The organism is Clostridium sp. 19966 (assembly GCF_032335695.1).
Lineage (GTDB): Bacteria > Bacillota > Clostridia > Clostridiales > Clostridiaceae > JACTOJ01.
The window spans coordinates 138,606-159,868 of the sequence record NZ_JACTOJ010000007.1 but is presented as its reverse complement, the minus strand read 5'-3'; the positions used below and the strand labels follow the sequence as shown (position 1 = coordinate 159,868).

Below are 21,263 nucleotides of genomic sequence, written 5' to 3'. Positions count from 1 at the left end.
TAATATGGGAGAGGTGTGTAAAATTGCATAAGGCGTTGATTATTGATGATGAAAAGCATGTAAGGCAGGCAATTGAACTTTTGGGTGAATGGGAAAGATTCTCACTTCTTAAACCATATTACGCTTCTAATGGGCAGGATGGATTAATTGCTATGAAAGAGATCTCTCCAGAAATAGTATTTGTTGATATGAAAATGCCAGTAATGGATGGAAAGGAATTTTTAAGACGTGCCACAGTTGAATTTTCAAAAACTCAATATATAGTTATCAGCGGATATGATGATTTCGAGCTTGTAAGGGCAGCACTAAAAAACAATGTTATCGATTATCTTCTTAAACCTATAAATGAAGACGATTTAAATGATGCAATATCTAAAGCAGTGGCAAAAATAAATAAAAATGTACCTACAACTACTAGTGAATATTGGCAAAGCACGGAAGCAGGTCAGTCAATGTCCTCGAAATCTATAGCAAAGGCAATAAAGCAGTATATAGATGAAAATTACAGCAAAGAAGTAAATCTCTCAATGTTTTCAGATAAATATCATTTTTCAAAAGAATATCTAACAAAAATTTTTAAAGAACGTTACAACTGCGGTATTTATGAGTATGCCTTAAATTTAAAAATGTCACGGGCAAAGGAACTATTGAATAATCAAGACGTGCCAATAAATGAGATTGCACTTCGCCTTGGTTATAATAACAGTAATTATTTCAGCAAAGCTTTTAAGAATTTTCACAGCATTTCACCATCGGAGTATAGAGAAAAATTGCACTAGGTATCTTAGATTTTTCCCATAATAAAACAGCCTTCTATGATATTTTTATTTTATCATAGAAAGCTGTTTTTTACAGTTTTTTTTTACTTATTATCTCAGCTGCAAATTCCCAATCCTCAGAGTCCATTCTTCTATTAAAGTATGAAATTACTTGTCCAGCTATTGTATCGGGATAATCAATGGCTCTTATGTATCATATTGACTTAACAATAAATCAACATGAGAATGGAACAATACATCGATATTTTTTATTAATTTAAACATATCCTTTCGTTTAAAGTATTTAATTAACATCTCTGTATGAAGCCAGTAGGTATCCATAGCTCTTACAGGATCAGGTATATTATTATCTGTGCGATAACCTTTAGCAAGGAACTTAGTCACCTCACCTGTCCTATCAAAAATAATATTATCTTTTGTACAGACTTTGCAATGCTGTCTGCACATCCATTCTTCAGGATAATCTTCGTTAATTACAAAAAAATCAAACTGATGCAAATTGTTACCGATACGAATGACGCTGCAATAATTTTTAAAATGCTCGTCATTAAAGCTCTCTCCCCAGAAAATTAAAAGTTCATCAGAAGCTTTAGCAAGAACCTTTGGGATATCTGCTGAAAATTGTTCAAAGTGCTTATCCTCCACTAGAAAGACTGAATCGTAATCCGAATAAATATCCTCATTTCCTCTGCTTATTGAACCGTAGTGCCACCCTCCCTTGCAGCGAGGGTCTTCTTTCAATATTTCTACCGCCTTTTGAAACGCAAATTCTAAATCCTTATGCATAAGCAAAGCTCCCTTCAATTATTATATTTTCATAATACTACAACGATTTCACAAAGTATTGTCATTACTTGACTCATTATTGTCAATTGTTATCTTTTCAAAAAGGAGAGCTTTGCTTACAAACTAGGAATCAGATAAATCATTTCCTAGGCTTTTATGGTATTTTCTATATTTTTCAGGAGTAAGCTTATAAACTCTTTTGAAGGCTTCAATAAAGGATTTTACATTTAAAAATCCATTATTCAATGCTATTTCAGTAATAGACGCATCACTATTGATAAGCTCCGTATATGCATGATAAAGCCTGATTTTTGTTAAATAACTATAAAAGGTTTCATTTGTAGCTTTCTTAATGAATCTAGAAAAATAAGTTGGAGCCATGCCCATTTCACCGGCGATGCTTTTAAGTGAAATCTCATCTGCATAGTTATTCTCCATATAAGCAATTGCCTTTTTTGTATTTATAATGTTTTTTTGAGCATAAGAGTTTAAATTGGAATCCTTTCGCTTTTTCTTGCATTCTTTTAAAAGTACACTGCATATTTTTCTTAATATAATCGATATCTCTAGCTCGTAAAATTCACTTTGTCCTTCATATACCTTTGCACATTCAAGGATTAAATTCTTAACTTTTTTCTGTGCTTGTTCACTTTCAGTGAAATCAAAATAATAGTTATCTGCATCTTTGCAATATTTCTTAAGCAAATCATAGGATAATAAAATCGTAATTGCACAAACCCTATTATTATCAGCCGCATCTGTCTCATGCAAATCTTCGCTATTCACGAAAAAAAAATTCATTTTCATGGACATATATAAGTTTTCCATTGATATTTCCTTTTATTGTTCCTTTTAAAGCGAGATCAAACTCTAGATTACTGTGCCAGTGCAGTGGATACCGACAATTATCATCTTGAGATTTTCCAATATATATTTTAGCAGGTATTATAGAATCTGTTTCAATTATTTCATGATAATAATTCATAATTAGTCCTCATTTTTTATTTGCATAAATTTTCCGGCTCTAAAGCTTAATCCTAGAACTAGTCCCAAAATAAAGATAGCTAAAGCGATAATAAGGGTAATCATGGCAACAATACCTCCTAAAATGTGATCATGATTCTGTGATAAAATAATTTTTTAATGACTATAAAGCTATAGTAGCATTTTTTAAAAAGTTAGTAAATATTATCTAATAAACCAAAGCCAGCATTTAAGAAACGCTATTGTTTAAATGCTGGATTATCTCTATATATGAAGCAGAGGAACTATTGAATTTATTACAAGATACACACCCAATACTCTTAAAGGAAGCCTTGGTCCAGTACCATCTTTTTTGAAAATACCTCGAGCCAGCTTTCCTATGAATATATTTATGAGAATACCTGCCATAAGTTCTATTATTAATATTAAAGTATTTGAATCCATGCTATCCTCCTATTAATTTAATTTTTGGTTCTGTTTTCTGTTTAACGTACAAAGTCTTGTGCCAATACCCTTTAAGACATAACCGATTTTTTGTTTAGGCTTAAAGCTGATGCCGCAAAAAATATTATTGCAGCTGCAGCAAATACAATTAATGTGGTGGTTTGCGAAGCTAGAGTTCCGTTACTAAAGAGAATGTCATTAGAAGAATTTATTGCCCAAGCTTCTGGAGTGATTTTAGAAATCAACTGCATATAATTTGGTGCTATATCTAGTGAGAAAAAGGATCCTCCAAGTATTCCAGTACTGGCTATTAATATAGCTGAGGATATAGTGAAATTTTGGTGCTTTTTTATAAGCATTGCAAGCAGAAGGGTTATTCCTGTAAGCAGTAAGATATAGGCTGAGAGAACTGTTAGGAGTGAAATTAAATTGCTTCCAACACTTATTTTTAGAAAATACTCTCCAGCAGCAAGTATGATCAAAAGATTGCACATTGCGAAAATATAACAGGCTATTACTTTTGAAATAAGATATTTGCTATATCTTGTAGGGAGAGATAATATTCTTTCAAAAGTGTTATTTTCTCTTTCCTCCAATATGGTTCTGAAGCCTTGCACTATAGCAAACCATATAAACATAACGAGAAAACCTATAAAACGAGTAGTCAATGAATTGTTTGTGCTTTCGTCCTTTATATAAGAAGAAGATGAGCTGGCTTTTATGTTAGAAATTGTGCTTGAAGAAAAAGAAGCAGCATCTATATTAACACCGGCAAGATATTTTGAATCCTCATATATTTTTTCTAAGCTTGAAACCTGGGAAGCTATAAGCTGGTTTATGGAGATAGAGTCAATGTCCTCATAATTTTGAACTATTTTTGCCTGAGAGGTATCCCCGCTTATCAGAGCTTCTCCGAAATTTTTCCCTATTATAAGGCCTATAGATGCATTCTGCTCATCAATCTGATTTTTTACTTCGCTTTCAGAAGCCTTTATTACGTTTAAACCCTTATGATTGCTTATAAGACTTATAAGCTGCTTTGAAGCGGCACTATTATCTAGGTCAGCTACATAAAGCTTTTGCTGTGAAGAGCTGCCAGAAAAAGAAAACAGGTAAGTCAATATAAGAGGTATCGAAATTGTAGCAAGTATTGTTAATCTATTTCTAAAAAGCAGCTTAAGCTGCTTGCTTATCATTGTTAGAATTTGCATTGCCAAACACCTTCCTTCCATTAAATATATACATTGCTATCATGAGAAAAACTGATCCTATGAGTAGCAGCTGCAAAAGATCCGCATATATAGATGATAAACCTTTATTCTGCCATATAGCTACATAGCAGTTTATAGCTTTACCGTTTGGTATAATCTGCTGAATAGCTTTCAAGCTGTCAGGAAGATCGAACTTGCTTTCAAAGCTTCCGCCTAAGAAGCTAAAACCGTAAAGTATGGGAGTGGCCATAGCTGAAACTGAATTTTGGTCCTTGGCTGCCAAGCCGCATAAAAGTACTATTGAACCTATGCAGAAAGCATAAGCAATGGTTATTGAAATAACATAGAGAGGGTTTCCCCAATGCATACCAAAGGCTATTCGGGTTATTATCATGATTATTATCATTTGCATCATAACTGCGAATACTATACTCCCAAGCTTTCCTAAAGCATACTCCAGGCTTAGAGTAGGAGTGGTTTTTATTCTGAATAAAGTATGCTTAAGCTTTTCGTCCACAATTCCATGAACTAAAGTAAAAGCAGTCAATATGGAAAACATAACTACCATGGCTATAGAGTAATATTCTATAGCAGAAATAGGTGCAGTTTTGTTATTTGTGGAAAGCTTATCTAAGGAAACAGAAGGACTGTAGCTGCTCTTCAGATATATCAATATATCCTTCTGAGTATAATTGTTTTTAGCTAAATACTCTTCTTCAGCCTTTATTGTTTTTACATTCTGCATAAAACCATTTAAAATGCTTTGTACTATTGTTTTAGAGGTAGAGCTGCTGCTTCCTCCTATTAGAGTTATGGAAGAGTCCGTGAAGTTTTTAGGCAGATAAATAAATACAGCCTTTGAATCTTTGTCAATTATTTTCTTACCCTGCTCATAGCTGGATACTTCCTTTAAATCCAATAGATTTTTCACATCTTGAGAGCTTAATACTTTAGCTTTTAATAGGGAGTATATTGCAGAATCATCTTGACTGTAAACAGCCAAGGTGAATTTTGGAATAGTTTTGCTTGAAGTCCCCATAAGACCAAGAATCATTATTATTGCGGTAGGAAATAATATTAGTTTAAGATAAAAGGTTTTGCTTTTTGTAAGCAGTTTAAAGTCTAAAAAAATTAATTTAAGTAGCCTGTTCAAAATAATTCCTCCTTACTCTCTTAAGGATTTTCCAGTCATTTGAAGGAAAATGCTCTCTAAATTTACTTCGTCATATTTAAAACTGTTTATTTTTATGCCAAGGTTCTTTATGCTGTCCACAATGTCCAGCATATTCTTATCAGGTAAAACAAGCATTGATATGCTGTTGTTTTTCACAGATACATTCTTCACTCCCGATATGTTGTCCAGCTTACTTAAGGAGGATTCTTTTGTGCTAGTGAAGCTTACAGTTAAAGTATCACAGGCCTTTAGTTTTTGTTTTAATTCCTCTTTATTTCCAAGGGTAATGAGCCTACCATGGTCCACTATGCCAACTCTTGTACATAGAAATTCAACTTCTTCCATGTAGTGACTAGTATATATTACTGTCATATTTCTTTCTTCATTTAACCTCTTAACAGTCTCTAATATATGATTTCTAGATTGGGGATCTATGCCTACAGTAGGTTCGTCCAATATTAGAAGTTTAGGATTATTCATAAGAGCCACGCCTATATTGACTCTTCTTTTCATTCCGCCTGAGAATTCGCCTACATCTTGATTCTTTTTATCCTTTAGCTCAATTATCTCTAGAATCTCTTCAGTTCTTTTTTGAAGTTCCTTGCCGCTAAGACCATAAAGTCCGCCGAAAAATTCAAGGTTGTCCTTGGCACTTAAGGATTCATAAAGGGCTATATCCTGGGGAACTATTCCCATAAGCTTTTTACATTCTCTTGGGTTTTTCTTAAGAGAAATTCCGTCAATGATTATTTCACCCTGCGTTGGTGCATTAACTGTGCTTATCATTGAAACAGTTGTGGATTTTCCTGCTCCGTTTGGTCCTAGCAGACCAAAGACCTCACCATCTTCAACTTCAAAGGAAATATCATTTACAGCAGTGAAATTTCCATATTTTTTTGTTAAATTGATTAGTTTAAGCATATATCAAAACCTCCAATAAATTTTCTTTCACGTCATGTTTATATTTTATCCAAAGGAGGCAGCTTTTCATATTTACTATAGTACTCAATTTGAGTATGACTTTAGTAATATTTTTATTTGGTTTAAAACATGGTAAAATAGTGATATGTTAACAGTATTGGAGTGAATTAAGTGGATATTTTGACCTCAGCCAAGAATAGATTGTTTACCTTAAAGGTATTAAGTTATTTATGTATAATATCAATGCTGTATGATTTATCTGCGCTTAAGGATAAGAATTCTATATATTTCGGCATAATTTCTATTTTTATTATGGAAGCAAATAATTTTTTTAGGAGCGGCTTTTTTTTATTCCCTCATAGTGGGGAAGGGAGAAGATATGGAAGATCTAAATATGTAGCAAATAGTGAAATCAAATATATAGCTTCTTATTTTATCACTACATTAATATTAGGATATTTAAGCTATGGATTAAGAGATTCAGCTTCATACATTTATAATGTTGTACTTATAATTGAGATAATAGCAAGTAGCAAAGAAATAAATATATTTGCATTTGTTTTAAATTTTTTAGTCTACGCTGCAGCGCATTTTGATAAGCTTTTGCAGAATAATTTGGATAACATCACCAGTTATGCTATATCAGCTTTTATAGTGTTTTTGTTTAGGAATATAGTAGTTGAAAAATCTAATATTGAAAAATTAAACCAGGAGCTTAAGGAAGCAAATTTAAAATTAAAGCAGTATTCCGAAACCATAGAGGAACTTACTATCGCTAAAGAACGAACTAGAATAGCTCAGGAATTGCATGATTCCATGGGGCATTCTTTGATAGCCTTAAAGATGAATATGGAATACTGTGAAAATATAGCGGAATCTAATCCTGCAAAAGCTAAGGAGATAATGATAAAAACTCAAGCTATAATAAAAGAATGTATGAATAATCTGAGAAAGGCAGTAAGTTTACTGAAAGAGGAGAGAAGAATTGATATTCTTAGAGAAGCTATTAATGAGTTGTTTCAAAAGTTTAAAGAAGCAAATACTGTAAGGTTAATTTTAGATATAGAGGAGGAAGCTGAAAAGGTAAATCCAGATATTAAAAATTCCATATATAAAACTGTCAGAGAAGCGGTAACCAATGGTATAAAACATGGTGACGCAGAAATTTTTAATATACAAATACACTTGGAAAAGAGTAAAATTATATTAAAAATAAAAAATAATGGTAAGCCTTGTGACAATATGGTTAAGTCAAATGGAATAAAAGGGATAGAAGAAAGGATACATGCTCTCGGAGGGGAATGCAGCTTCAAAGGAGAGAAGGAGTTTCCTTTTATATTGGAAGCAAAAATACCTGCTTATTAGTTTTGAGGTGATTTTATGATAAAAATAATAATTACAGATGATCAGACAATAGTTAGAGAAGGTTTAAAAATGATTTTGAGCCTTAATGAAGAAATAGATGTAATCGGAGAGGCTTCTAATGGAGAAGAGCTTATGGATTTACTTGAGACTTGCAGCCCTGATGTAATACTTATGGATATCAGAATGCCCGTCATGGATGGAATGGAAGCTACCAGAAGGGTTAAGGTTAAATATCCTAAAATAAAAATTGTGATATTAACAACCTTTAATGAAGATGAATATATATTTGATGTGCTGAAAAATGGGGCAGACGGCTACATATTAAAAGATTCTGACGGCAAAGAGATAGTGAAGGCTATAAAGACAGCCTTTGGAGGAGAGGTGCTGTTAAATCCAGGGGTAACAGCTAAGCTTATAAAAGCCATTAATTTTTCAGAGGAAGCATCAAAAGTCAATGAAAATAGAGGAGAAGAACTGCTAAAACAGCTTACCCAAAGAGAGAAAGAGGTCACAGAATATATAATGAAGGGCTTAAGCAATAAGGCTATAGCAAAAGAGATGTTTGTAACAGAAGGCACTGTGAAGAATTATGTATCTAGGATATTGGAGAAACTTGAATTAAGAAGCAGAGCAGAGCTGATATTATACTTGCAGAGATAATGATTATTGCTTACTAATTGATATGCATGTTATAAAGTGGAATAAAAGTAACGAATGAGAGATTTATTGGATTATATGTAACCTGTCAATAATTTGTCTTGGTAGTATATTGCAAAGTGTAGATTACTTATATAACAAGAAGATAAGCCATTGATTTAGTAAATAACAGGAGGTATTTTTATGAAAGTAAGTATTAAAGAAAAAGATGCTATTGAAAAGGTTGAAGTATTGTTTACCCAGATACATATGAATTAGATTATTGCGAATGATAAGATAAAATAATGTATCTGAGGAGATAGTTTTATGGGAATACCATCATACGCGTTATTAGGAGCAAAGTAGAAGCTTACTCTAACAAATTACAATATTGGAGTAAGCTTTTATATTTAAAAATGAACATTATGCTTGCATTGTAACATCTCAGGTATTTATAGGAACTCTTCATAGTGGATAATTTTCTATAATAGTGAACTTATAAGAATTTTAAAATATATATAATTTATTTTATGAAGTTAGCTCCTATATTAAAAGCTTTTTCACAGGAAATAGGGAAATCTTCCTCTCTTACTTTCGCTTTTAGCTTTTCATCAAACAGTGAGTTTTCATATTTTGAATAGTCATCAAACTGATAGGTGTCATTAACAATTAAATCGTCATAGGAACCAAAAATTCTCTCTATAGGTCCTTCTATGGATTTAATCATTTGATTATAGGCTGAGTTTTTCAATTGTTCCTCAGTTACATTCATTGTATAAATAAAGGCTACAGGAAGTTTTCTGGTAAAGAGACTTGAATGGTTAGCATCGTAGATAAGGTATTGAAACATGAACCTTTCAAGAAAGGATCTCATGGCACCAGTTACTGCACCAAAATATATTGGAGAACCAAGAACTAAAGCATCAGCCTTTTCTATTTTCTCAAGTATAGGTTTTAAGTCATCTCTCAACACGCATTTACCATAGCTTTTTCCATTTTTTAATTTGCAGGCAAAACAGCTTTTGCAGCCTGTATAATCCTGGTCATACAGATGAATAATCTCTGTATCAGCGCCTTTTGAGGCAGCACCTTCAAGAGCCTTATTAAGAAGAATGCCAGTATTATTATTTTTTCTAGGACTTCCATTAATAGCTATTACTTTCATATAAAATCCTCCGCTTTCATAATGATTTGACTTTACAGATAGAATTATATAACATTAGATTAATTAAGGTAAGTATGCACTTATTAGTTATATACTGAACTAAAGGTAAGTAATGGAGTGAGAATATGGAGAAGTTTGAAAGTAAATATGGAACCTGTTCAATGTATTACACTATGTCCGTAATTGAAGGTAAGTGGAAATGGATAATATTATGGCAGATATATAAAGCTGAGACAATAAGGTATAATAAGCTTAAGGATACGTTAGAGCCTATAGCCCACAAGACTTTAAGCAAACAGCTTAAGGAATTAGAAGGCAGTAACTTAATCAATCGAAAGCAATATAATCAAATACCACCTAAGGTTGAATATTCACTTACAGAGGAAGGAAAATCGTTAATACCAATATTAGAGCTTATGTCACAGTGGGGAAAAGATCATATGAAAAATAGTAAATAATACATCTTACATAGATGCCTTATAGTGTTAACGATGACATAAAAAATTATGGCTGTTGACAGCTATTAAATTAATAATTTATAATATAGTTAGAAATCTAACAAAAGTCGGGAGTGCTTGTATGAGAGAAGAAGAACACATTGGAAGATTAATAAGTATTTTTTCCCATAGGATACATAGAAGGATAAGTAATGGAGCAGCCGAATATGGACTTACGGGAGTTCAGGGGAGAATTCTTGGATTTTTAGGTCACAACTCTGATAAAAGAGATATCTTTCAAAAGGATATAGAAGGAGAACTGAATATAAGACGTTCTTCAGTAACCAGCGTACTTCAACTTATGGAGAAGAACGGCTATATTCAGAGGATAAGTGTTTCAAAGGATGCTAGATTAAAGAAGATAATACTTACGGATAAGGGAAGAGAAATTGATGAAATGGTATACAAGCGCATTGTTGAGTTTGAAGAATTTTTAAGAGCTCAGTTAACCGACGACGAGGCGAAAATTTTTATCGAATTAATAAACAGATTATCTGAAAAAATTGCAGATTAAATGCAATTTTTTTTAAAGGTATAGTTAGAAATCTAACAAAAGGAGTGATTTTATGATAAGTAAATTATCCCAATATATCGGAGAGTTTAAGAAAGCCTCAATAGTGACTCCGATACTTGTGGCACTGGAAGTTGTCATGGAAACAATTCTTCCGCTATTAATGGCTTGGATTATTGATAATGGAGTCAGCAAAGGAAATATAAATTATGTTTGCATTATTGGCGCAGTGATGCTGGTAGCAGCATTTCTGTCTCTTACCTTTGGCGCTTTAGGCGGTAAATATGCGGCAACAGCATCTGCTGGGTTTGCCAGAAATTTGAGAAAGGGAATGTATTATAACATACAGAATTATTCTTTTTCTAATATAGACAAGTATTCTACCGCAGGACTTGTAACTAGACTTACTACGGATGTAACCAATGTTCAAAATGCATTTCAGATGATAATAAGAATGTTTGTAAGAGCTCCATTCATGCTCATTTCAGCTATGGCTATGTGCTTTTATATAAATTCAAGACTAGCCTTGATATTTTTGGGTGCTATATTTTTCCTTGGAATATTATTATATTTCATTATGACTAGTGCACACCCTTATTTTGTGAAGGTGTTCAGGAAATACGATGATTTAAATGCCAGCGTGCAGGAAAATCTTACTGGAATAAGAGCAGTAAAAGCATATGTTAGAGAAGACTATGAAACTAAGAAATTCTTTAAAGCTTCCAAGAATATATATGATTACTTCTTAAAAGCAGAGAAGATATTAGTATTTAATTCCCCTTTAATGCAATTTACCATGTACACCTGCATTCTTCTTTTATCCTGGCTTGGAGCTAAGATGATAGTGGCAAAATCTATGACTACTGGCGAGCTAATGAGTTTGTTCACCTATTCAACTAATATACTAATGAGTCTCATGATAATGTCCATGCTTTTTGTGATGGTAATCATGTCTAGGTCCTCTGCTGAAAGAATAGTAGAAGTTCTTGAAGAAAAAAGTGATATAGCAAATGAAGACAAACCTATTTATGAGGTAAAGGATGGCTCCATAGCTTTTAATAATGTAGGTTTCAGCTATAGCGGTGATAAGGATAAGATGGTGTTAGAAAATATAAATATAAAAATTAACTCAGGTGAAACCATAGGAATCCTTGGAGGAACCGGTAGTGCAAAATCCAGCTTAGTACAGTTAATTCCAAGACTTTATGATGTCACTGAAGGCAATGTAGAAGTTGGAGGAGTGGATGTAAGAAAATATGATATTGAAACCTTGAGAGATGAGGTTTCAATGGTACTTCAAAAAAATGTTCTGTTTTCAGGAACCATAAAAGAAAATCTTAGATGGGGAAATAAAAACGCTACAGACGAAGAAATCATAGCAGCCTGCAAACAAGCACAGGCAGAAGAATTTATAGATAACCTTCCTAATAAATATGATACCTTCATCGAGCAGGGAGGAACTAACGTATCTGGAGGGCAAAAGCAGAGATTATGTATTGCAAGGGCTCTTTTAAAGAAACCTAAAATACTTATTCTAGATGATTCTACCAGCGCAGTCGATACTAAAACAGACGCACTTATAAGAAAAGCTTTTATAGAAAATATACCTGATACTACAAAAATCATTATCGCCCAGCGTGTATCCTCAGTTCAGGAGGCAGATAGAATTATTGTTTTAAATGACGGAAAAATAGATGGAATAGGAAAGCATGAAGAATTATTAGCTTCTAATGAAATATATAAGGAAGTATATGAATCTCAAGTGAAGGGAGATGAGAAGGATGAGTCAAAATAATTCAGCTAAGAGTGAAATGGGAAAAAGACCTGCTGGAAATAAAAATGCTTTAAAAACCCTTAAAAGATTGATAGCTTATGTATTTGGAGAATATAAATTTTTATTTGCTATCGTATTTGCTGCCATAATTATAAGCTCTGTTGCAGCAGTTTTAGGAACTTTGTTTTTAAGAAATTTAATAGACGACTATATTACTCCCCTTTTAAATAAAGCTAATCCGGATTTTGCACCACTATTTAAAATGCTTGTAGCAATGGCAGTGATTTATTATATAGGTGTTGTATCTACTTATTTATATAGCAGAATAATGATTCTTATTTCTCAAGGCTCTCTTAAAAAAGTAAGAGATAGCATGTTTTCACATATGGAAGCTTTGCCTATAAAGTTTTTTGATACCCATGCTCATGGAGATTTGATGAGTTTATACACTAATGATACAGATACTTTAAGGCAGATGATCAGCCAAGGTATACCGCAGATTATATCAGCCATTGTTACTGTAGTCAGCGTATTTGTGTCCATGATATATCTAAGCCTGCCTCTATCAGTTATTGAAGTTCTGATAGTTATTTTAATGCTAAATGTGACTAAAACTATAGGCGGAAAAAGCGGAAAATATTTTGGCCTGCAGCAGAAGTCTTTGGGAGCAGTAAATGGATATATAGAAGAAATGATGGAAGGGCAAAAGGTGGTTAAGGTATTTTGCCACGAGGAAGAAGCTAAAGCAAATTTTGATAAATTAAATGATGAGCTTTGTAACAGTGCTGAAAAAGCAAATACTTACGCAAATGTATTGATGCCAATAATGGGCAATATAGGCTATATAAATTATGTGGCAGTGGCTATTGTTGGATCTATCCTTGCCATTTATGGCGTTAATGGCTTTACCCTTGGAGGAATAGCAGCCTTCTTGCAGCTTACTAGAAGCTTTAGTCAGACTATAGGGCAAATGGCACAGCAATTTAACTTTATTATTATGGGTGTAGCCGGGGCTGAACGTATATTTAAGCTTATGGACGAAGTCAAAGAAATGGATGAGGGATATGTAACCCTAGTTAATGCAAAGGAAAATGAAAAAGGTGAGGTTACAGAGACTAAGGAACGAACTGGGATATGGGCATGGAAACATCCTCATGAAGATGGAACTACTACCTATACAAGGCTTCTTGGAGAAGTAGTGTTTGATGACGTAGATTTTGGTTATAATGATGAAAAAATTATACTTCACAATATAAAGCTTTTTGCAAAACCAGGACAGAAAGTAGCTTTCGTTGGAGCTACAGGAGCAGGAAAAACTACCATCACCAATCTAATAAATAGATTTTACGATATTCAGGATGGAAAAATAAGGTATGATGGGATCAATGTGAACAAGATTAAAAAAGGTGACTTAAGAAGTTCTTTAGGCATAGTGCTTCAGGATGCGCATCTGTTTACAGGTACCATTGCGGATAATATTAGATATGGAAAATTAGAAGCTTCCGAGGAAGAAGTAATTGCAGCCGCAAAGCTTGCCAATGCTCATCAATTTATAAAGCACCTGCCTAAGGGCTATGATACAATCATTACTGGAGATGGAGGAAGCCTATCTCAAGGACAAAGACAGCTTCTTACCATAGCTAGAGCCGCAATTGCAGATCCTCCAGTTTTGATACTTGACGAAGCGACTTCAAGCATTGACACAAGAACTGAAGCAATTGTTCAGGAAGGTATGGATAAGCTTATGAAGGGAAGAACTGTATTTGTAATAGCCCACAGATTATCCACTGTTAAGAATTCCGATGTGATTATGGTGCTAGATCAAGGCAGGATTATTGAAAGAGGAAGCCATGAGGAACTTATTAACCAAAGAGGCAAGTACTATCAATTATATACAGGAGCTTTTGAATTATCTTAGGAAATATATAAACTTTGAATAATAGGTGCATTAAGGTGCACTTATTATTTTTTTATGTAAAAAATATTGATATCAGTTCTAAAATTTAAATTACTAGAATACTATTAGCTAGAGAAAATATATTTAAAAAGTTCATGGTAGGTATGAGGTTATATTAGTACTATAATAAGCTGCTCCTTTATTAATTTATTAGAAGGTGGTATTAAATGCACGTTATAGAACTGAAGGATATAAACAAATCATACGGAACTGAAAAAAATAAACTGAAGGTATTAGATAATGTATTTCTTGACATAGATGAAGGCGATATGGTGGCTATAATGGGACCTTCTGGTTCAGGAAAGTCTACTCTTCTAAATATTTTAGGATGTCTTGATGCGCTGGATAGCGGAAACTATTATTTACAGGGAGAGGACATAAGCAAAAAAAACAGCAATCAATTAGCAGAAATAAGAAACGGAGTAATGGGCTTTGTATTTCAAAACTTTTCCTTACTTCAAGATTATACGGTTTTAGAGAATGTTGTTATGCCCAATATGTATAAAAATAGAAAAGGATCATATAAAGAAATGAAGAAAAATGCTAAATTACTTATAGATAGAATAGGACTTACAGATAAAATAAATAGCTTTCCCAGCGAGTTATCAGGAGGACAGCAGCAGAGGATAGCTATAGCTAGAGCACTAATGAATGATCCTAAAATAATTTTGGCGGATGAGCCTACAGGAGCTCTTGACCAAGCTACTGGAAGAGAAATAATGGATGTTTTTAAAGAAATAAAAAGCAGAGGTAAAACAGTGATTATAGTTACTCACGATAAAAATATTGCAGCCCAGTGCAATAGAACTGTACAAGTTTTAGACGGTAAAATAGTTTCTTAGAAATAATTGACAAAAAATTAAATAGTATTAAAATAATAAGTGTACTTACTGTAGGTACACTTATTATTTTAAAAGGGTGATTAGAGTGCATATAAAAGAGTCTTTTGGAGACATTATTAATTCCGCAGCTAGAAATATGAAAAAGCAGTTGGAGGACAAGATCAAACAATATGATATTACTACATCACAATGGTCTGTATTAAAGATATTATCTGAAGAGAATAATCTAACTCAGGCAGATATAGCTGAAAAACTATCGGCGGACAGAGCCACTACTGGAGCTGTAGTGGACAAACTTATAACTAAAAATTTGATACATAGAAATCAATGTGAAGGAGATAGGAGAGCTTATAGTATTTGTATAACTGATCATGGATTGAAGTTAGCAGAAAAAATAACAGTTGAGGCTGAAAAATGCAACAATGAAGCATTGTACGGCTTTAAGGAAGAGGAAATAGTTCAGTTTATAGATTATTTGAGGAGAGTAAATAAGAATGTAGATAAGGAGAAAAAATTATGAACTGGAAATTAGAAATATATAGAGCTTTTTTTCTTGCCTTTGGTATATTTGAAGTTATTGCGAATACAAGGTATTTGTTTGTGAGAGATGGTATAAAACTTGCTAGGAAACAGCATCAGGAATTACCTAGAACAGCTACTAGTAACCAATATAAAGCAAAGGTTATATGTATGCTTATCTCTGGTATATGTTTCTTTTTAACTGGTTTATATTCCTATATACAGCATGGTGTAAATAATACTTATTATTCTATTATGCTGATATGTTTTGCAATATACGCTGTTATTGAAGGCGTATACTATAGGTATTGGAAAACTTTCGGATTTTCTACTATAAGCGTATTGTTTTTATTGATTTTCTTAATTTAATCGCTGAATATTATTAATATCACGTCAATATAAAGAAAAAGATATTAGCTTAGATCGTTTATTAAATGTATAAGAAGGAATATGCTGGCAGCATAGCGAATAGTAATCAATAAAAATATATTTTAGGTTGGTGAATTTATATGGGAAAAATACTATTATTTATTTATGATGAAATGGCTGACTTTGAAATAACTCTTGTAACTCATCTCCTTGGCGCAGATATGGGAAAAGAAGTTATTCCAATTGCATATGAAAAAGAATGTTTATCTAGTAAATCAGGCATTATTTATAAACCTAAGGCAACTGTAAAGGAAGCCCTACAGGAGGAAGTTGAAGGTTTGGTAATTCCAGGAGGCTGGAATGGAGAAATTAGGCCAGAGCTTATGGAATTAATACAAAAGCTGAATTCGGAGAAAAAATTGCTTGCTGCTATATGCGCTGGGCCGAGATTCTTTGCTAAAGCCGGAGTTTTAAAGGATGCAAAATATACAACCTCCCTTGCTGAATGGACAGAAGTACAAACCAAACAATTTGGAGAAAGCGATCCTTTTCCAAGAGAAAATTTTATCATGGAGAGGGTTGTAACTGATAGAAATATCATAACCGCTCAAGGCACCGCATTTGTGGATTTTGCTGTTGCAGTGGGGGAATGGTTTAACGGCTTTAAGGATGAGGCTGAAAAGGATGAACTATTAAAAGTCATTAGAGGTGTATAAAGCTTTAAAACAGTAAGTGTACTTCAAATTGGGAGTACACTTATTATTTTAAAATAAGGTAATTATAAGGGATATTGCAGAAGGGGTGATACTATGATGACCAAGGATGCTTATAATATTGGGGAAGTGGTAAAAGAGTTAAAAATAAACAAAGAGACTATAAGATATTATGAAAGAATAGGCTTGCTTTCAAGCACACGAAGAGATAGCAATGGCTATAGAATATATTCTACGGAGGATATAGAGAAGATAAGATTTATAATCATAGGTAAGCATTTCGGATTTTCACTTAAAGAAATAAAAATGCTTTTATTAAAAGCTTATGATGATATACACTGTACCAATATCGAAGAAACTAAAACTATAATTACGAGCAAGATAAATGAAATTAACGATAAAATCAGTGAATTGGAAGAAACAAAAAATTTACTGCGAAAAGTTAATGATATTATAGCATCAAGAGGTTCAGAGTGTTGTGAAGAGGTAGGGAAGTTTATGGAAAGCAACTCTTGACCTTGTACTATGGTACATAGTTTATAATTTTATAAAAACTAGAAAATATAGGAGGTTTTAATATGATTATAGACAAGGATACCATAATGTATTTTTCAGGTACAGGAAACAGCCTTCAGGTATGCAAGGATATAGTGAAGGAGTTAAATAATTTTGAATTATTTAAAATTGCTGAGCTTCCAAAGGATAAAATAGAGGTGAAAGCTAAAAGCTTAGGCATAGTATTTCCAGTATACTATGATCGCATTCCGCTATTAGTGGAGGAATTTGTTAAGCGATTGGATATTAGCAGCGATACTTATGTATTTGGAGTAGTAACTTATGGTGGCTTTCCAGGCAGAGTAATAATAAGGCTTGAGAACATATTACAAGACAATGGTTTCAAGCTTAATGCAGGATTTTTAGTGCATATGCCTCCAAATTATATATTGGCATACAATGCATCATCAATAAAAAGACAGAATAAAATTTTCCAAAAGGAAAAATTGAAGATTAATGAAATAGTAGCTGTGATTAAGTATAAAAAAGAGCAGCCTTGTAAAGTTAGCAAATTAAAATTTGATGTATTGATAGATAAGGTTTTTACTAAAACTACAGATAAAATAATGAAAAATCTGCATGTGAAGGACAAAGGCTTTTGGGTTAAGGATAACTGCAATGGCTGTAGAATATGCGAAAAAATCTGCCCCGCTAATAATATTGAATTTAAAGATAACAAGCCTACTTGGAAGCATAATTGCGAAGTATGCGTGGCTTGCATTCAAAATTGCCCCAGAGAAGCTATTCAGTGGGGAAATAAAACCACTAAAAGAAAGAGATATAGAAATCCTGACATAAGCATAAATGAATTGATTGGTAGTAAGTGAGGGCACAGCTTTGATGTATTTAAGGACAATGCTGAAACCAGAAAAATAATAGAAGAAACTATAGGTTATATGGAAAGCTCCTTGATGTGATATACCTTAGAAACATGTCAATTATGCTATAATGATTTATAAAAATGTATACGGAGGGATTAGCATATGTTTAAAATACAATCAATGGATATAGAAAAATATGAAGAAGTGTACGCTATGTGGTCAAGCATTCCAGGTATAAGGCTTAGCAGTGCAGATTCAAAAAGCGCAATCTCAAGCTACCTTAAAAGGAATCCTAATTTGTCTTTTATATGTGCGGATGATGACAAGATAGTTGGAACAATACTTTGCGGCCATGATGGGAGAAGAGGCTTTATACATCATACCTGCGTTCTGCCAGAATATCAGGGACAAGGTATAGGTAAAGCTTTAGTAGAAAAGGCTTTGGAAGCACTTAAGAAGGAAGAAATAGAAAAATGCCATCTCTTTGTAGTTGCGGATAACGAAGCTGGAAATAAATTTTGGAGCAAGATGGGTTGGGATAAAAGGGAGGATATATTTAATTTTTCAAAGGAAATAAAATAGTACGCGGAAATTATGATAACCAGCATCCAGCAAGCAGAAAATCGTGAAAAATATTTTAAATAAGCCATACATATGTCATATTATACTCATTATAATTTAGGTATATAAAATCTGGAGGTGTAATATGACAAATAAGGCGGATAGATTGTTAAAAAATATTGAAAGTTATTATGATAAGGATAACTATAATAAAATTCTTAACAAAGTAGGTGAACTTGAAGAGAAGCCTACTATTAAAAAACAGGCACAATATATTAATTCCTTGCTTGAATGTATCTCAGAGAATTATGGAGGAGAAGAAGCTAGGAAAGTCATGAGACCCTGTGTCTATCACTGCATTTCAAACAATATTATTAATATAGCTAAGGAAATATATAAAAAATCAAGTGATGTTGAAGAGTTTTTAAAACTTTTAAATGACAATGGTATCGGTGGAGGATATCTTCATATTGAGAATAATAAAATAATAGCCATATATGATAGGTGTTACTGCGGTATACCCAAAGCACTAAAGACACTATCGCCCATATACTGCGAATGTTCAGGGGGCTGGTTTCAAAAACTTTTTTCTTCAGTATTTGAAAAGGCTGTAACAGTGAAGCGGATAGATACAATATTAAATGGTGCAGATAAATGTACTTTTGAGATAGAATAATGACATATATAAGCTATAGATAACTGAAAATTATCTATAGCTTTTTTTATTACAATATTTACAAAAAGATTATTTAGCAGTAATATATAATTAGCAATACTAAATATAGACGGAGGTGAACTGCTTGCCAGATTTAGATAACCAATTAAAGAAAGGAACATTATCTATTATAGTCCTTAAATTAATTGAAAAAAGAGACATGTATGGATACGAGATAATACAGCTTATGGATGAAGAAAGTGAAGGATATTATAAGCTGAAAGAAGGAACTCTCTATCCCGTACTTTACAGATTGGAAGACAGCGGATGGATTGAAAGCTATAGAGTCATGCCTCAGGAGGAAAGAAAAATCCCAAGAAAATATTATAAAATTACAAGCAAAGGAGTGGAAGCACTTAAAGAACAGGTGAACTTGTGGAAGCATTTCTATTTAATAACCAATAAAGTTTTAGAGGATTAGAGGAGATGATAAAAGTGGATAAGAATTTTAAAGACTATATTGATATAATAATTAATAACATGGGTATAACTGGCAAAGAGGAAAGAAAGATAAGAGAAGATTTATATTCATCACTTTTAGAAAAGCAGAATATAACTGGAGAAAATGATCCCTATAAGCTTTTAGGTGACCCCTATGAAATTGCAGAAGATTTTATAGAAAACCTAGGTATCAGCCACAGCAATTCACATTCGTATAGAAGGAGCTATGGCTTTGAATATGTATCTAAAACTAAGGTTTTTGGATTGCCGCTTGTACACGTAAACAGTAATCCATTTGGCATTGCAAAAGGAATATTTTCTTTTGGAGTGGTATCTGTAGGAGTTTTTAGTTTTGGAGCCTTATCCTTAGGGGTTATAAGTTTTGGAGGCATAGCTTTAGGAATTATAGCTTTTGGAGGAGTGGCTGTTTCAGCGCTTTTATCCATGGGGGGAGCAGCTGTATCCTACTTTGCTAGCTTAGGAGGAGCGTCAATAGCCAAATGTATAGCTATTGGAGGGTATGCAAAAGCTGATATAGCTATAGGAGGAGTAGCTGATGGAATTGTAGCGATTTTTAATCAGCATGGAACTGGACAATATATGTTTAAAATGCCTGCTAATGCTGATGAAGTCGCAGCTGCCATAAGAAAGGTTAAACCTAATATGGCGCAATGGATAATAAATTTAATTAAAGGATTATTATAATAGTATTTAGGAGGAATTATCTATGAATTACTATGTTGTTGATGCATTTGCAGAAGATCCTTTTAAAGGAAACCCAGCAGGAGTATGCGTGTTGGAAAAGTGGCTTCCAGATTCGTTAATGCAAGAGATTGCAGCTGAAAACAATCTATCAGAGACGGCTTTTGTAGTGAAAAACATAGATAAATATGAATTGAGGTGGTTTACTCCAAAGGCAGAGATAGATTTATGCGGACACGCTACTTTGGGAACTGCATATGTCATATCAAATTACGTAGACTTAGGAATAAAAGATATGGTTTTTGAAACTGCCAGCGGGCCTCTAAAGGTTACACGCAATGATGCTTTATATGAAATGGACTTTCCTTCAAGAGAACCTAAAAAAATTAAGATTAATAATGAAATTATAGAAGCCATAGGAATGAAGCCTGTTGAGGCATATATATCCAGAGATTTATTTTTATTATTAGATACGGAGCAGAAAGTAAGAGATTTAACTCCTGATTTTTCTAGGCTAACGGAATTAAGTGAAGGTATGGGTGCAATAGTTACAGCAAAAGGAGAGGATATAGATTTTGTATCTAGATGTTTCTATCCTAAATTAGGTGTAAATGAAGATCCTGTTACGGGCTCTGCTCACAGCAATTTGATACCTTTTTGGGCGAAAAGATTAAATAAACGTAAAATGACAGCAAAGCAACTCTCAAAGCGTGGTGGAACATTATATTGTGAAGCAGCTGGAGAAAGAGTGAAGATAGCTGGTAGAGCAATATTATACATGCATGGTAATATTAATATAAAAGAAGATGAAAAATGAAAAA

Annotated in this window: 25 protein-coding genes; 18 read left to right on the top strand and 7 right to left on the bottom strand. The window is 33.0% G+C overall.

Annotated elements, in window-relative coordinates:
* The first annotated feature begins 23 nt into the window (after positions 1-23).
* Positions 24-779, top strand: a complete 756-nt coding sequence (locus IAI10_RS09490) for a helix-turn-helix domain-containing protein (protein ID WP_315673070.1) — start codon at positions 24-26, stop codon at positions 777-779.
* Positions 780-965: 186 nt separating this feature from the next.
* Here IAI10_RS09490 and IAI10_RS09485 read toward each other — a convergent pair whose 3' ends face one another.
* The 6 genes from IAI10_RS09485 to IAI10_RS09460 form a co-directional block, all read right to left on the bottom strand.
* Positions 966-1,565, bottom strand: coding sequence for an adenylyltransferase (locus IAI10_RS09485; protein WP_315673069.1), 600 nt, complete (start codon positions 1,563-1,565; stop codon positions 966-968).
* A 123-nt stretch (positions 1,566-1,688) separates the two neighbouring features.
* Positions 1,689-2,393 (bottom strand): AraC family transcriptional regulator, encoded by a 705-nt coding sequence (locus IAI10_RS09480; RefSeq protein ID WP_315673068.1) that lies wholly within the window; start codon positions 2,391-2,393, stop codon positions 1,689-1,691.
* Between the two features lie 420 nt (positions 2,394-2,813).
* A complete protein-coding gene (locus tag IAI10_RS09475) occupies positions 2,814-2,993 on the bottom strand; it encodes a hypothetical protein (RefSeq protein ID WP_315673067.1) in 180 nt (59 codons plus the stop codon).
* Between the two features lie 71 nt (positions 2,994-3,064).
* Entirely contained in the window at positions 3,065-4,204 is a 1,140-nt protein-coding gene (locus IAI10_RS09470; protein ID WP_315673136.1) for an ABC transporter permease, read from the bottom strand.
* Entirely contained in the window at positions 4,170-5,357 is a 1,188-nt protein-coding gene (locus tag IAI10_RS09465; RefSeq protein ID WP_315673066.1) for an ABC transporter permease, read from the bottom strand. The genes IAI10_RS09470 and IAI10_RS09465 overlap by 35 nt, the downstream gene beginning before the upstream one ends.
* 12 nt (positions 5,358-5,369) lie before the next feature.
* Entirely contained in the window at positions 5,370-6,299 is a 930-nt protein-coding gene (locus IAI10_RS09460) for an ABC transporter ATP-binding protein (protein WP_315673065.1), read from the bottom strand.
* 171 nt (positions 6,300-6,470) lie between these two features.
* Between IAI10_RS09460 and IAI10_RS09455 the strand changes: the two genes are divergently transcribed.
* Positions 6,471-7,664, top strand: a complete 1,194-nt coding sequence (locus IAI10_RS09455; protein WP_315673064.1) for a sensor histidine kinase — start codon at positions 6,471-6,473, stop codon at positions 7,662-7,664.
* A 15-nt stretch (positions 7,665-7,679) separates the two neighbouring features.
* Positions 7,680-8,324, top strand: a complete 645-nt coding sequence (locus tag IAI10_RS09450) for a response regulator transcription factor (RefSeq protein ID WP_315673063.1) — start codon at positions 7,680-7,682, stop codon at positions 8,322-8,324.
* Between the two features lie 499 nt (positions 8,325-8,823).
* On the opposite strand, the gene IAI10_RS09445 is transcribed toward IAI10_RS09450, so the two are convergent.
* Positions 8,824-9,465: a flavodoxin family protein gene (locus IAI10_RS09445; RefSeq protein ID WP_315673062.1), complete on the bottom strand. Its 642-nt coding sequence runs from the start codon at positions 9,463-9,465 to the stop codon at positions 8,824-8,826.
* A gap of 125 nt (positions 9,466-9,590) precedes the next feature.
* Here IAI10_RS09445 and IAI10_RS09440 point away from each other — a divergent pair, with 125 nt between their 5' ends.
* The 15 genes from IAI10_RS09440 to IAI10_RS09370 all read left to right on the top strand — a co-directional run bounded on the left by IAI10_RS09440 (position 9,591) and on the right by IAI10_RS09370 (position 21,259).
* Positions 9,591-9,923, top strand: a complete 333-nt coding sequence (locus IAI10_RS09440) for a helix-turn-helix domain-containing protein (RefSeq protein ID WP_315673061.1) — start codon at positions 9,591-9,593, stop codon at positions 9,921-9,923.
* Positions 9,924-10,044: 121 nt separating this feature from the next.
* Positions 10,045-10,476 carry a MarR family transcriptional regulator gene (locus IAI10_RS09435; RefSeq protein WP_315673060.1) on the top strand — a complete coding sequence of 144 codons (432 nt, stop codon included), beginning with the start codon at positions 10,045-10,047 and terminating at the stop codon, positions 10,474-10,476.
* Between the two features lie 52 nt (positions 10,477-10,528).
* Entirely contained in the window at positions 10,529-12,268 is a 1,740-nt protein-coding gene (locus IAI10_RS09430) for an ABC transporter ATP-binding protein (RefSeq protein ID WP_315673059.1), read from the top strand.
* Positions 12,255-14,165, top strand: a complete 1,911-nt coding sequence (locus tag IAI10_RS09425; RefSeq protein WP_315673058.1) for an ABC transporter ATP-binding protein — start codon at positions 12,255-12,257, stop codon at positions 14,163-14,165. Before IAI10_RS09430 ends, IAI10_RS09425 begins: the two co-directional genes overlap by 14 nt.
* Positions 14,166-14,371: 206 nt before the next feature.
* A complete protein-coding gene (locus tag IAI10_RS09420; RefSeq protein ID WP_315673057.1) occupies positions 14,372-15,046 on the top strand; it encodes an ABC transporter ATP-binding protein in 675 nt (224 codons plus the stop codon).
* Positions 15,047-15,131: 85 nt separating this feature from the next.
* Complete coding sequence (locus tag IAI10_RS09415; protein WP_315673056.1) at positions 15,132-15,566, top strand: MarR family transcriptional regulator; 435 nt, start codon at positions 15,132-15,134, stop codon at positions 15,564-15,566.
* A complete protein-coding gene (locus IAI10_RS09410; RefSeq protein WP_315673055.1) occupies positions 15,563-15,934 on the top strand; it encodes a hypothetical protein in 372 nt (123 codons plus the stop codon). Before IAI10_RS09415 ends, IAI10_RS09410 begins: the two co-directional genes overlap by 4 nt.
* Positions 15,935-16,074: 140 nt before the next feature.
* A complete protein-coding gene (locus IAI10_RS09405) occupies positions 16,075-16,650 on the top strand; it encodes a DJ-1/PfpI family protein (protein WP_315673054.1) in 576 nt (191 codons plus the stop codon).
* A 93-nt stretch (positions 16,651-16,743) separates the two neighbouring features.
* The gene (locus IAI10_RS09400) at positions 16,744-17,163 is read left to right on the top strand and encodes a MerR family transcriptional regulator (RefSeq protein WP_315673053.1); all 420 of its coding nucleotides are present in this window, start codon (positions 16,744-16,746) and stop codon (positions 17,161-17,163) included.
* Between the two features lie 62 nt (positions 17,164-17,225).
* Positions 17,226-18,029: an EFR1 family ferrodoxin gene (locus IAI10_RS09395; protein WP_315673052.1), complete on the top strand. Its 804-nt coding sequence runs from the start codon at positions 17,226-17,228 to the stop codon at positions 18,027-18,029.
* 156 nt (positions 18,030-18,185) lie between these two features.
* Complete coding sequence (locus IAI10_RS09390) at positions 18,186-18,605, top strand: GNAT family N-acetyltransferase (RefSeq protein WP_315673051.1); 420 nt, start codon at positions 18,186-18,188, stop codon at positions 18,603-18,605.
* Positions 18,606-18,729: 124 nt separating this feature from the next.
* Positions 18,730-19,260, top strand: a complete 531-nt coding sequence (locus IAI10_RS09385; protein WP_315673050.1) for a DUF6144 family protein — start codon at positions 18,730-18,732, stop codon at positions 19,258-19,260.
* 124 nt (positions 19,261-19,384) lie between these two features.
* The gene (locus tag IAI10_RS09380; protein ID WP_315673049.1) at positions 19,385-19,720 is read left to right on the top strand and encodes a PadR family transcriptional regulator; all 336 of its coding nucleotides are present in this window, start codon (positions 19,385-19,387) and stop codon (positions 19,718-19,720) included.
* 14 nt (positions 19,721-19,734) lie between these two features.
* Positions 19,735-20,445, top strand: coding sequence for a hypothetical protein (locus IAI10_RS09375; protein ID WP_315673048.1), 711 nt, complete (start codon positions 19,735-19,737; stop codon positions 20,443-20,445).
* A 22-nt stretch (positions 20,446-20,467) separates the two neighbouring features.
* On the top strand, positions 20,468-21,259 hold the full coding sequence (locus IAI10_RS09370; protein ID WP_315673047.1) for a PhzF family phenazine biosynthesis protein: 792 nt from the start codon (positions 20,468-20,470) through the stop codon (positions 21,257-21,259).
* The last annotated feature ends 4 nt before the right edge of the window (positions 21,260-21,263 follow it).